At 67.3% G+C, this 12,373-nt stretch carries 9 protein-coding genes; 4 read left to right on the top strand and 5 right to left on the bottom strand.

Annotation, left to right across the window (positions count from 1 at the left end; translation table 11 throughout):
* The first annotated feature begins 5 nt into the window (after positions 1-5).
* The 3 genes from JI745_RS13750 to JI745_RS13740 all read left to right on the top strand — a co-directional run bounded on the left by JI745_RS13750 (position 6) and on the right by JI745_RS13740 (position 4,214).
* Positions 6-1,481 carry a DHA2 family efflux MFS transporter permease subunit gene (locus tag JI745_RS13750; RefSeq protein WP_310738624.1) on the top strand — a complete coding sequence of 492 codons (1,476 nt, stop codon included), beginning with the start codon at positions 6-8 and terminating at the stop codon, positions 1,479-1,481.
* Between the two features lie 107 nt (positions 1,482-1,588).
* Entirely contained in the window at positions 1,589-2,053 is a 465-nt protein-coding gene (locus JI745_RS13745) for a (2Fe-2S)-binding protein (RefSeq protein WP_201807665.1), read from the top strand.
* Positions 2,054-2,066: 13 nt separating this feature from the next.
* On the top strand, positions 2,067-4,214 hold the full coding sequence (locus JI745_RS13740) for a xanthine dehydrogenase family protein molybdopterin-binding subunit (protein WP_201807663.1): 2,148 nt from the start codon (positions 2,067-2,069) through the stop codon (positions 4,212-4,214).
* Positions 4,215-4,356: 142 nt separating this feature from the next.
* Here the strand turns inward: JI745_RS13740 and JI745_RS13735 are convergent, their stop codons facing one another.
* Both JI745_RS13735 and JI745_RS13730 read right to left on the bottom strand, forming a co-directional pair.
* Entirely contained in the window at positions 4,357-5,241 is an 885-nt protein-coding gene (locus tag JI745_RS13735; RefSeq protein ID WP_201807661.1) for a transglutaminase family protein, read from the bottom strand.
* Positions 5,238-6,395 carry a putative zinc-binding metallopeptidase gene (locus JI745_RS13730; RefSeq protein WP_201807659.1) on the bottom strand — a complete coding sequence of 386 codons (1,158 nt, stop codon included), beginning with the start codon at positions 6,393-6,395 and terminating at the stop codon, positions 5,238-5,240. Before JI745_RS13730 ends, JI745_RS13735 begins: the two co-directional genes overlap by 4 nt.
* 180 nt (positions 6,396-6,575) lie before the next feature.
* Here JI745_RS13730 and JI745_RS13725 point away from each other — a divergent pair, with 180 nt between their 5' ends.
* Positions 6,576-6,800 carry a hypothetical protein gene (locus JI745_RS13725; protein ID WP_201807656.1) on the top strand — a complete coding sequence of 75 codons (225 nt, stop codon included), beginning with the start codon at positions 6,576-6,578 and terminating at the stop codon, positions 6,798-6,800.
* Positions 6,801-7,003: 203 nt separating this feature from the next.
* On the opposite strand, the gene JI745_RS13720 is transcribed toward JI745_RS13725, so the two are convergent.
* From JI745_RS13720 to JI745_RS13710, 3 genes are all read right to left on the bottom strand, one after another.
* Complete coding sequence (locus tag JI745_RS13720) at positions 7,004-8,533, bottom strand: non-reducing end alpha-L-arabinofuranosidase family hydrolase (protein ID WP_201807654.1); 1,530 nt, start codon at positions 8,531-8,533, stop codon at positions 7,004-7,006.
* Between the two features lie 25 nt (positions 8,534-8,558).
* Positions 8,559-9,890, bottom strand: coding sequence for an endo-1,4-beta-xylanase (locus tag JI745_RS13715; protein WP_201807651.1), 1,332 nt, complete (start codon positions 9,888-9,890; stop codon positions 8,559-8,561).
* 192 nt (positions 9,891-10,082) lie between these two features.
* On the bottom strand, positions 10,083-12,188 hold the full coding sequence (locus JI745_RS13710; RefSeq protein WP_201807648.1) for a PQQ-dependent dehydrogenase, methanol/ethanol family: 2,106 nt from the start codon (positions 12,186-12,188) through the stop codon (positions 10,083-10,085).
* Positions 12,189-12,373: the final 185 nt, after the last annotated feature.

The following is a 12,373-nucleotide window of genomic DNA, read 5'->3' as shown; positions in this document are numbered from 1 at the left end:
CCCGGGTGTCCGGCGCCCCCCACCCTCACAGCCTCGCCCTCCTGCAAGAGCGCCACGGCCGCAGCTACCGCTGGCGGGTGCTGATCACGGTGATGCTCGGCACCATGGCCTCGATCATGGCGTCGACCATCGTCAACGTGGCCCTGCCCGACATGAGCCATGTGTTCACCCTCGGCCAGGAGCGTGCGCAGTGGCTGTCGGCCGGCTTCATGGCGGCGGTGACGGTGGCGATGCTCACCACGCCCTGGCTGCTCGGCCGCTTCGGCTACCGGCAGACCTACTTCGCGGCGGTGTGGGTGCTGCTCGCAGGCGGCATCGCCGGCGGCCTGAGCTCGAGCTTCGAGATGGTGCTCGCGATGCGCGTCGTCGAAGGCCTCGCCGCCGGCGTGATGCAGCCCATCCCGCCGGTGATCGTGCTGCATGTGTTCGGCCGCCAGGAGCAGGGGCGCGCCATGGGCCTCTTCGGCTTCGGCGTGGTGCTCGCGCCGGCGCTCGGGCCGTCGATCGGCGGCGTGCTCGTCGAGCTGTGGGGCTGGCGATCGATCTTCTTCGTGGTGGTGCCGTTCTGCCTGGCGGCGTTTGCGATGGGGCGCATCTACCTGCCGCACAGCTCGCCCGGGGCCGACACGGTCAACGCCGCCGAACGCCGCCTCGACCTGCCGGGCCTGGTGCTGCTCGCCATCGCGGTGGTCACCGGCATGAACGGCCTCGTGGAGCTGCACAGCCCCACGCTGCATGCCTATGGCCTGCTCGCCATCTCGGCCGTGGCGGCCGGTGTCTTCATCTGGCGGCAGCGCCGCACCGAGCACCCGCTGATGGAGTTCAAGCTCTTCGGCATCCGCTCCTTCCGCATGGGCGCCTGCGTGGCCTTCATCTACGGCATGGCGCTCTTCGGCTCGACCTACCTCGTGCCGGTCTTTATGCAGATCGGGCTCAAGCTGCCACCCTCGCAGGCCGGCGCCGTGCTGCTGCCGGCCGGCATCGTGCTCGCGTTCATGCTGCCGCTGGGCGGGCGCCTGGCCGACCATTACCCCTTCAACAAGCTGGTGGCCATCGGGCTCGTGCTGCTCACGCTGTCGTTCTGGTTGATGGCGCTGGTGGGGCTCGAGACCTCGCTGTGGGTGATCACGGCCTTTGCCATCGTGGGCCGCATCGGCCTCGGCACGGTGCTGCCGTCGCTCAACCTCGGCGCCATCCGCCGGCTGCCGATGGAGAACATCTCGCACGGCTCGAGCGCCATCAACTTCCTGCGCCAGCTCGGTGGTGCGGTGGGCGTGGCGGTGGCCGGCATCTTCCTGGAGTGGCGGCTGCAAGTGCATGCCTCCGACCCGATGCGGGCCTTTCATCAGACGTTCATGCTGCTCGGTGCGATCTGCGCACTCGCGATCGTGGCAGGCTGGCGCATGCAGCCGCCCGGCGCGGGCGTCGTGCGGCGCGATGACCCTCCTGCCAGCAGCCACCAGCCCACCGACATCACCTAGTTGTCTTGGGGTTTGCCCAGGTTGGACTTCGCTCGTTTCCTGTCCGATGCTTGATCGCAGCAGTGCGCGCTCACGGAAGTGCGCACGCCACCACAGGAGACACCACCGTGAGCACTCGCCTGAAGATCAACGGCAAGACGATGACCGTCAAGGCCGAACCCGACACCCCGCTGCTGTGGGTGATCCGTGACGAGGTCGGCCTGACCGGCACCAAGTTCGGTTGCGGCATGGCCTTGTGCGGCGCCTGCACCGTGCACCTCGACGGCCAGCCCATCCGCTCGTGCCAGACCCCGCTGTCGGCCGCGGCCGGCAAGTCGGTCACCACCATCGAGAGCCTGTCGCGCAACAACTCGCACCCGCTGCAGAAGGCGTGGATCGCCCACGACGTGCCGCAGTGCGGCTATTGCCAGAGCGGCCAGCTGATGAGCGCAGCCGCCCTGCTGAAGGACAACAAGAACCCGAGCGATGCCGACATCGACGCCGCGATGAGCGGCAACATCTGCCGCTGTGGCACCTATCCCCGCATCAAGGCCGCGATCAAGACCGCTGCGGCCGAGATGCGCAAGGCCTGAAGGAGGTGATGCCATGACCACGATCACCACCTCCCGCCGCGGCTTCCTGCAAGCCTCGACCCTTGCCGCCTCCGGCGGCCTCCTGCTCGGCGTCGACGTCGGCGGCCTGGGCAAGGCGCTCGCCGCCGGCACCGTGCACACGCCCAATGCCTGGGTGCACATCGGCGACGACAACACCATCACGCTGATCTCGGCGCGTTCCGAGATGGGCCAGGGCGTCTACACCTCGATGCCCATGCTCATCGCCGAGGAGCTCAACGTCGACATCAAGACCATCAAGGTCGCGATGGCGCCGCCCAACGGCAAGATCTACGGCAACGCGCTGCTCGGCGGCCCGCAGCTCACCGGCGGCTCCACCTCCGTGCGCGACGGCTGGGACAAGCTGCGCGTGGCCGGCGCCCAGGTGCGCATGATGCTCGTGAGCGCCGCTGCGCTGAAATGGAACATCCCGGAAGACCAGCTGCGCGCCGAGAACGGCATGGTGCTCGGGCCGAAAGGCAAGAAGGCCACCTACGGCCAGCTCGCCGCCGACGCCGCCCGCCTGCCGGTGCCGCAGAGCCCCAAGCTGAAGGACCCGAAGGACTTCCGCATCGTCGGCAAGCCCACGAAACGGCTCGACACGCCCGCCAAGACCAACGGCACCGCCGAGTTCGGCATCGACGTCAAGCTGCCCGGCATGGTCTATGCCGCACTTGAGCAGTGTCCGGTGATCGGCGGCAAGGTCAAGAGCTTCGACGCGAGTGCGGCGAAGAAGATGCCCGGCGTGATCGACGTGGTGCAGATCCCCGATGGCGTGGCCGTCGTGGCCGACACCTGGTGGCATGCCAACAAGGCCCGCTCGGGCGTCAAGATCGAATGGGACGAAGGCGCGGGCGCGGCGCTCAGCGACAAGAGCATGCTCGCAGCTATCCGCGCCGCCGCGGTGGCCGAAGGCGCCAAGCCGCTGCCGCTGCCCAAGACCGGCGATGCCGATGCGGTGATCAAGGCCGCGGCCAAGGTGCACAAGGCCGAGTACGTGATGCCGCTCTTGTCGCACGCGCCGCTGGAGCCGATGAACTTCACCGCCCACGTGCACAACAACCGCGTCGACCTCATCGGCCCCACGCAGTGGCAGGACGCCGCCGCGGGCACGGTCGCGAAGGTCGTGGGCGTGCCGGTCGAGAACGTGACGCTCAAGACCACCTTCCTCGGCGGTGGCTTCGGGCGGCGCATCGACATCGACTTCATCATCCAGGCCGCGCAGATCAGCAAGGCCGTGGGCAAGCCGGTCAAGCTCGTGTGGACGCGCGAAGACGACATGACGCACGACTTCTACCGGCCGCAGTCGGTGCACCACCTGGCGGCCGCCATCGGCGACGACGGCAAGCCGACGGCCATGACCTTCCGCATGACCTCGCAGTCGGTCACCGGCCGTGTCTTCGGCCTGCCCGCCCCGGTGCAGGACCCGCTGATGACCGAGGCCGCGATGGCGGCCTACGAGATCCCGGCGACCAAGCACGAGATCCTGAAGCACGACGCCGGCCTGCGCGTGGGCTACTGGCGCAGCGTGAGCCACGCGCTCAATGCCTTCGCCAACGAGACCTTCATCGACGAGCTGGCGGTGAACGCGAAGCAGGACCCGTATCAGTACCGCATGTCGCTGCTCGCGAACAAGCCCCGCTTCGCCAACGTGCTCAAGCAGTGCGCCGAGAAGGCGGGCTGGGGCACACCGGCGCCGGCCGGCCGCTCACGCGGCATCGCGCTGATGGAAGGCTACGACACCTACATGGCCATGGTGGCCGAGATCTCGCTGAAGAACAACGAGATCACGGTGCACAAGGTGACGACGGTGGCCGACCTCGGCCGCATGGTCAACCCCGACACGGTGGAAGCGCAGATCCAGTCGAGCATCGTCTTCGGCCTCACGGCCGCGCTCTACGGCGAGATCACGGTGGACAAGGGCCGCGTGCAGCAGACCAACTTCCACAACTACCGGCTGCTGCGCATGAACGAGTCGCCCGAGATGGTGACGGTGCTCGTGCCCAGCACCGAGAAGCCCGGCGGCGTGGGCGAGCCCGGCACCGCGCTCATCGGGCCGGCGGTCGGCAACGCGGTGTTCGCCGCGACCGGCAAGCGCCTGCGCTCGATGCCGTTCACGCCGGAGAGGATTCAAACCGCTTAGGTGAAACGAACAGACAGGGTTGTTGATGGCGGGATCCAAGGCCACCTTCGGGTGGCCTTTTTTGCGATGGCCATCTCGTTGTGTCGACCCGAGGGGTCACAAGCTTGGGCCGCGGCGCATCGGCCCGCGAGGCGCCAGCGTCCTATTCGCCGCGACCCGCCGTTGAAAGCGCGACGCTGGTGTGCAGTGGCTGGGTGAAGCCGGGCGTCGAGGTAGCGACGGCACGCACGGCCGGCCGCGTCAGCGGTTCGACGCTGCCGAAGATGGTTGCGAACGCGACATCGGCCGCGTCGCGCCCGGTGCCGATGCGCACGAACCCCATCGGGATGCCGGTGTTCGACGGGTCGAAGATGTACCAACGGTCGCCGATGAAGGCCTCGACGTAGGCATGGAAGTCAGGGGGCCCTGACGCCGGATCAGCGCCGTAGTCCGTGCCGGTTGTGAAGCGGGCGGGGATGTTCACCGCCCGGCACAGCGCAATCATGAGGTGGGCAAAGTCACGGCACACACCCACCTGCTCGACGATCGTCTCGACGGCCGAGGTACTGGAACTCGACGTGTTCGACACATAGCTCACCTGGCTGCGAACCCAGTCCATGATGGACTCGACCCGCCGGTAGCCCGGCGCGACGGCCGCGAACTGCTTCATCGCAATGCGCATCAGCTTGTCCGATTCGCAGTAGCGGCTCGGGTAGATGTAGCCCAGCACGTCAAGCGGCAGCTGATGAACCGGGACTTCCTGGATCCGTGCAGGGTCTGCCCGATGGTGTTGCAGATCGATGGTGCCGCGGTACGACACCTTCAGCTCGCCCGGCAGTGCCCGCAGTCGCAGGTAACGATTGCCCGTCAGCGCATCGACCTCGACCTTCGACGAGACCGCCTGGTTGGTGATCAAGCGCTCGGCAGACACGGTCTGGCACGGGGTGTTGGCCGGGTGGATGTTGAAGATGAAATCAGCGCCGGGTGCTTCGACCTCGTAGCTCAGGTCGATCTCGAGCTCGATCTGCACCTTGGCGGCGCCCGTCACACCGTCCCCTGCTCGAGGCGCGTCTCGGAGATGACGCAGTGGATGAAGTGCAGCTTCGCCACGGCCGACCTGGGCAGGACAAACGGGTAGAAGTCCTGCTGGCCCATGGCGCGTGACATCTCGTTCATCACGCCGGTGATCACGATCCACCGATGCAGCATGTCGAGAAACTCGGGCGCATGGGAAGCGGCCGGTTCCCACAGGTCTTGCGGACCGAAGGGCGCGGCCAGCACGTCCGCATGCTCGACGTCGATGCCGAAGCTTGCCGCGGTGTCGAGCGTGTCCCGCAGGTGCAGGTAGTGGGCCCAGCTCTCGGCCCAGTCCTCCGACGGATGGATGCTCGCATACGCACTGATGTACCGCTGCTGCCAGTAGGCCGGGGCGCCGTGCGCATAGTTGTCCTTCAGCGCCGCCTCATAGTTGCGCCGCTCATCGCCGAACAGTTGCCGGCACGCGGGGAGCCATCGGCTGCCCGCAACGAGCCGAGCCCAGTAGTAGTGCCCGACTTCGTGGCGAAAGTGCCCGAGCAGGGTGCGGTAGGGCTCGCCCATGTCGACCCGCGTTCGTTCACGCACCGCGTCGTCGGCCTCTTCGAGGTTGATGGTGATCACACCGCGCGCGTAGCCGGTCAACACCCGCGGCTGGCCGGGCGCGCTGCTGAGGAAGTCGTAGGCGAGCCCGTGCTGGGGGTCCTCGGACACTTTGGACGCCACGGGCAGCCTCAACCCGATTAATTGCGAAACCAGTCTGCGCTTCGCCCGTTCCATGCTCAGCCACAGCGGGCGATTGCGAACGACCGAGAGGTTCGGGATGGTGCGGTTCAGCCGACAGGCCTTGCAGAAGCCAGACGCTCCCGGTTCGTCCGGCTCGATCAACCAGTTGCAGGCAGCGGGCGTCGCGAAGTTGGCGCATCGCCGGTACGGTGCGTCGGCCGTCGAGCCATCGTCGAGCAGCCGCCATGTAGAAGGTGCATCACCCGGCGAGATGCAATAGACGCGATGCCTGGACGGTACATAGCCCAGCGCCGCCTCGCAGCCCAGGCAGCGGCTGTTCCGAAAGAACAGTTGGCGGCCGCAATTGCAACGGTACGCGCGAGGCGTCACCGCCCCGGGCACGGGAGATGACAAAGGGGTGGTGATGCGTGAGGCTTCCATTGCGCGTGTGCAGACACGGCAATTGGGGCACCGCGATTCAAGTACAGATCGGATCGAATGTAAGGCGCATCCGCCAGCACGACGACGACGCCCGGGGCATCACCCTCCTTCCAACATGTCACGTGCAGTGCGCAGCTTCGCGACTACTATCAAGCGCACCCGCCCACTTCGAAAGCCACCATGCCGAAGAACAGCATCACCACCGAGCGACGCGCCACCCTGCGCGAGGGCCTGCAATCGACAGCCGATGCGCTCCATCGTCGCCGGGCGAGCGACATTGCTCTCGACGCCATCGACGACTACGTCGCCTTGAACTGGCTCGAATGGTGGGGAGGTGCGTTGAGGCTCACGATCACCGGAGAGAACGTCTGCCGCCAGACCCGGCTGGCCATCGAAACGCCGTAGCGCCTTCGAAACTCCGTCACAAAGAAAAAGCCCACAAGCGCTGCGCAGCGCTTACCCTTGGGCTTCCATCAACTGCGAAAGGAGGTGATCGTGTCTACATCCTCTTGGTCCGGGGCGTCTCCCCGAACATAGTCTTCGGCTTCGCAGCCGGACCCGCAGGCGCTCCTTGGAGCGCCTGCGTCATTTCCGGGGTCGGTGGTGGCTCAGCAGGGCGAGTTGGTCTGCGTCAGCAGGCCCAGCCGGTAGGGCAGCCGGTCGTAGCTGCCGCTCGCGCCCGGCGTGAGGCCCTGGTAGAGGAAGCGCATGTTGCAGGCGCTGATCTCCAGGTTCTGGTCGAAGCCGGTGCGCAGGATCTCGCCGTGGCTGATGCCCTGGCTCCACTTGCCGGTGGGGAAGCTGACATTGGCATCGCCGGCGAAGGGGTTGCTCTCGGTGGCGGTGGCCATCGCCGTCCACGGGCCGCTCAGGCTGCTGGAGGTGAACGAGCGGAAATAGCGCCCGCTGCTGCCGATGGCCTCGACGATCATCAGGTACTGCCCCGTCTCGCGCACCTTGTAGACCTGCGGGGCCTCGAAGAGGTTGTTGCGGTTGGCGTCCTGCAGCGTGACCACGGTGGCACCGAAGCCGTTGGGGAAGTTGGCAAGCGTGGTCTGCGATCGGTAAATCTTGCCGTTGTCGCCGGCCGAGAAGAGGTGGCAGTTGACCGTGTCGCAGGCCACCGCGAAGTCGAGCCAGTTGGCGCCGGCGCGGATGTCCGCCTGGATGTTGCTCGGCACGCTGCTGTAGAAGGTGCGCACCGCGCTCCAGCCGCCCGGGTTGTTGATGTCAGGGTTGGTGGAGTAGGCGGCATTGCCGTTCTGGAACACCAGGTACCAGAGCTGCGACGGCGTGTGGAAGAAGATGAACGGCGCCGCGCGGTAGCCCGCGCCGATGCGGGTCGAGTCCAGGAAGTAGGGGTTGGCCGAGCCGGCGTTGGCCCAGTCGGTGAACGAGCGGTATTCGAGCCCCCAGCCGTTGCCCTTGGCCTGCGTCGAGAACACATGCCAGCGGCCACCGTGGTAGACGACGGTCGGGTCCTTGATGGCCACCTCGGGAAACTGCGCCGACGGCTTGGCCACCATCAGCGGCGCGCTCGAGGTCCAGCGGAAGCTGGTGGGCAGCCGCACCGTGCCACCGGGCGGCGGCGTGGTGGTGGTCACGGGCACGAGCGCCCAGGTCTGGTTGCTGCCGGCCCAGTCGGTGTATTGCTGGATGTCGCCCCCATCGGCCGTGGAACCTCCGACGACATCGAGCGCCTTGCCCGAGTTGGCGTTGATGAAGCGCACCGCGCCGTTGTCGCTGCCGGCCAGGCGGAACTGCTGGCTGGGGGCGTTCTGGTCGGTGTACTGGTTGATCGCGCCGCCGTTGGCGGTCGACGCGTTCGCCACGCCGACCACCTTGCCGGAGTGGCGGTTGCGCAGCCGGTAGTAGCCGTTGCCGGAACTCACGAACTGGAACTGCTGGTTGTTGCCATCGGCGCGCGTCCACTGGCGGAATTCGGCGCCGTCGGCGGTCACCCAGTTGTAGAGGTCGAGGGCCTTGCCGCTGTTGGCGTTGACGAGCACGTACCACGCGTTGGTGTCGATGCTGATGGCGGCATCGGCCGTGCGTGGGCCCAGCAGCAGCGCCGCGCCGGCAGCGAAGACCAGTGCCGAGATCAGGCGGCGCGTGCGCAGGGTGAGGGTGTTGTTCATGAGGCGTCCTTCTCAGCGAGCGGGGTCACAGCGCGCCGAAGCCGATGGCGCCGTTGCAGTGCAGCCATTCGCTGCGCCCGCTGCCGCCGCCACATGCGCCGTTCTGGTAGACGCCGGTGTTGTAGGTCTGTGCCTCGGCCTGGCGCACGCTGCCGTTGACGCTCAGGTAGTCGACCTGCACGTCCCGGCCGGTCGCGTCGTTGGTGAACTCGAGGGTCGAGCCGCCCGACAGCGTGGTGTTGATGGTGTAGCTGGTCATGGTCGTGCTCAGCGTCCAGGTGCGCACCGCGGTGCCGCCGATGCGCAGGGTCACGCTTTCCTGGCCGGTCGTGCCGCGGGCGCGCACGACGATGGCCTTGCTCGTGCCGCCGTCGCCACCGCCGCCGATCTGCGTGGTGCGCACGTAGTTCTTCAGCCAGGCCATCGCAGGGCGCTCGCTGCCGTCGCGGCGCACGAGGTGCGAGTTGGCGACCCAGGTCTGGCCTTCGATGTAGCCCCACAGCGTCACGTGCGCCACGCCGGGGTGCGTCCACAGGCCGGGGAAGAGACGCTGGTAGCGCGCGAGTTGCGTCGAGTCGTCGCCGGTCATGTCGAGCTCCGACACGAAGATGGGCACGCCCGCCTGCGCCAGCGAGTCGAGGTTGGCCTTCATCGTGGCGGCGCTGAGGTTGTCCATGCTGAAGTAGTGCGCCTGGATGCCCACGCCGTCGATCAGCCCACGCGCCTTCAGGATGTTGACGATGCCCTTGTAGCGGTTGAGCTTGGTGGCGTCGTTGATGATCCCGTATTCGTTGAGCAGCAGCTTGGCGGTGGGGCAGTGCTGGCGCGCCTTCTGGAACGACCAGACGATCCAGTCCCATCCGGTCGAACCGGCGCCGCCCAGGGCGTTGCGGTAGCTCGCGGGTTGGCTGATGGGCTCGTTGACCACGTCGATGTACTGCGTCTGCGGGTAGCGCTGGCAGTACAGGCGCATGAACTCCTCGACCTCGTAGGCCTGCTGCGAGGCGCCGAGCGAGCCGATCCAGCCGGGCTCCTGCGCGCCCCACACGAAGGTGTGCTGCTTGAACGGGAAGCCGTTGGCGCGCGCGTAGTTGTAGGCGGTGTCGAGCGGGCCCCAGTTCATCTGGTTGCGCTGGGCCTCGACCGAGCCCCACTTGCCCGAGTTCTCGGGCGTGACCTGGTTCCAGTAGGTGTTGAAGCTCTGCGGCACGCTGCCCGCGATGATGTTGCCGAGGAACTTGGGCTTGCCTGTGGCGAGCTGCGCGTGCGCACTGCCGGCGGCGCACAGCAGGCCCAGCGCGACGCCGGTGCAGGCGATGGCGCGCTTCAGGGCCGGGAAGAACTGGGATGTGCTCACGGCGGGCTCCTTCGACATGCTGGCGGGCGCAGCGGGGAGGCGATGCTCGTGCAAGCCCCTGGCTCGTGCGATTGGTGCTTGTGAGCCCCCTTTTCGTACAAGCCGGCGGGCGGCTGCTGTGCTAGCGCCGCCGCGCGGGCGCCAAAAGAAAACGGCCGGCAGAGCCGGCCGTGTGAGGTGTGCGCGGTGCGGCTACTTCTTGGGGCGGATCGAATCCGGCACGCCCTGGATGAAGGCCTTCAGCTTGGGGATGTCTTCCGGCTTCAGCTTGCCGGTGAAGTCGGGCATGCCCTTGTCCTTGGCGGCGCCGCCGAACACCCAGGCCTCGAGGTTGTTGATCACGTCGGGGTGCGAGTAGCCGAGGTTGGGGATGTTGCCGCCGCGGTCGACCCCCGGCACGCCGTGGCACAGCACGCAGCTCGCGACGTACAGGCCCTGGCCTTCGGGCACGTGCTTGGGCTCGTAGGCCACACCCTGCAGCAGCGCGTTGAGCTTGACCTGCGCCACTTCGGGCAGCGGCGCCTTGCCGCCCACCGCGAAGGTGTAGACGGTGCCCGGGCCGATCTTGTCGCTTGCGCGTTGCGCGAGGCCGTACGAGCCGCCCCAGCCCACCGCGATCGACACGTACTGCTTGCCGTCGACCATGTAGGTGTTGGGTGCGGCGATCACGCCGGTGCCGGTGGGCGTTTCCCACAGCTTCTCGCCGGTCTTGGCGTTGAAGGCGATGAAGCGGCCTTCGGCCGTGCCCTGGAAGACGAGGTTGCCGGCGGTCACCAGCGTGCCGCCGTTCCACGGCGACACATGCTCGTGGCGCCAGGCTTCCTTCTGCTTGACCGGGTCCCACGCGAGCAGGCGGCCGAAGGGCTTGCTGGTGGCGGGCACCGCGCCGATGAACATCGCGGTGTTCCAGCCCTGGTTGGAGCCGGGCACGCCGAGCGTCATCTCGTTGAACTTGTAGTTCTTGTTGTCCATCAGCGTCAGCGGGATGTTCTGCGCCGGCAGGTAGACGAGGCCCGTCTTCGGGCTGTACGACATCGGGTGCCAGTTGTGGGCGCCCAGCGGCCCGGGGATGCTGTCGTAGCCCTTGTCGGGGCTGCGGGCGATCGCGGTCTCGATGGGGAAGCCCTTGTCGTCGTAGCCGGTGGCCCAGTTCACGTCGACGAAGTTCTTCGCGCTGATGAACTTGCCGTTGGTGCGGTCGATGACGAAGAAGAAGCCGTTCTTCGGTGCGTGCAGGATCACCTTGCGCGGCTTGCCGGCGACCTTGATGTCGGCCAGGATCATCGGCTGCGTGGAGGTGTAGTCCCAGTTGTCGCCCGGGGTCTCCTGGTAGTGCCAGACGTACTGGCCGGTGTCGGGGTTGATCGCGACGATGGAGGCGAGGAAGAGGTTGTCGCCGCCGCCCGGGCTGCGCTTGGCGCGCGACCATGGCGAGCCGTTGCCGGTGCCGATGTAGAGCAGGTTGAGCTGCGGGTCGAAGGTGATGCTGTCCCACACCGTGCCGCCGCCGCCGGCTTCCCAGTACTTGTTGCTCGGGTCCCAGGTCTTGGCGGCGCGCGCGAGCGCTTCGCTCTCGTACGGCTTGGCCGGGTCGCCCGGCACGGTGAAGAAGCGCCACTTCTCGGCGCCGGTTTCGGCGTCGTAGGCGGTGATGTAGCCGCGCACGCCGTACTCGGCGCCGCCGTTGCCGATGATCACCATGCCCTTGAACACGCGTGGCGCGCCGGTGATGGTGTACGGGCGCTTGCGGTCGATGGAGGTGTCTTTCTCCCACACGACCTTGCCGGTGGCGGCGTCCAGTGCGATCAGTCGCGCGTCGAACGAGCCGACGTAGACACGGCCCTTGTAGAGCGCCACGCCGCGGTTGACCACGTCGCAGCAGCCCTTCACGCCCACGTCGCGCGGCACCTTCGGGTCGTACGTCCAGATGCGCTTGCCGGTGCGCACGTCGACGGCGTGCACCACGCTCCACGAGGCGGTGACGTACATGATGCCGTCGACCACCAGTGGCGTCGCTTCCACGCCGCGCGTCGATTCGAGGTTGTAGCTCCAGACGAGGCCGAGCTCCTTGACGTTCTTCTCGTTGATCTGCTCGAGCCTGGAGAAGCGTGTCTCGGCGTAGTCGAGGCCGTAGCTCGGCCAGTCGCGGGTGGTGGTGTTCTGGGCGATGGCGCGGCCGTCGATGCGCGAGGTGACGGCGCGGATGTGCTCTTCCGAGCCCTTGGCCTGCGCGTGCGCGGCGAGCGGCACGCCCGCGCCCAGCACCATGGCGAACATGGCGATCCAGTGCTTCTTCATGCGGGAGGTCTCCTGTGTCTGCGGTGGTCGGTGCTGCGCCACCATCGTCTCCTGCGTCGAGGCCGCAGGTTGCCGAAGGATCATCAGGAGATCGCCAACCCGTCACAACAAGGTGTTTTCCCGCAACATGAAGCCACTTGCGGCATCGCCTTGCGGGCCGGCTGCGCCAGCCTGCCACAAGGCCG

The sequence above is a fragment of the Piscinibacter sp. HJYY11 genome (genome assembly GCF_016735515.1).
In the GTDB taxonomy this organism is placed as follows: Bacteria; Pseudomonadota; Gammaproteobacteria; order Burkholderiales; family Burkholderiaceae_C; genus Rhizobacter.
Note: the sequence above shows the minus strand (reverse complement) of the source record. Positions and strands in the feature narration are given on the sequence as shown.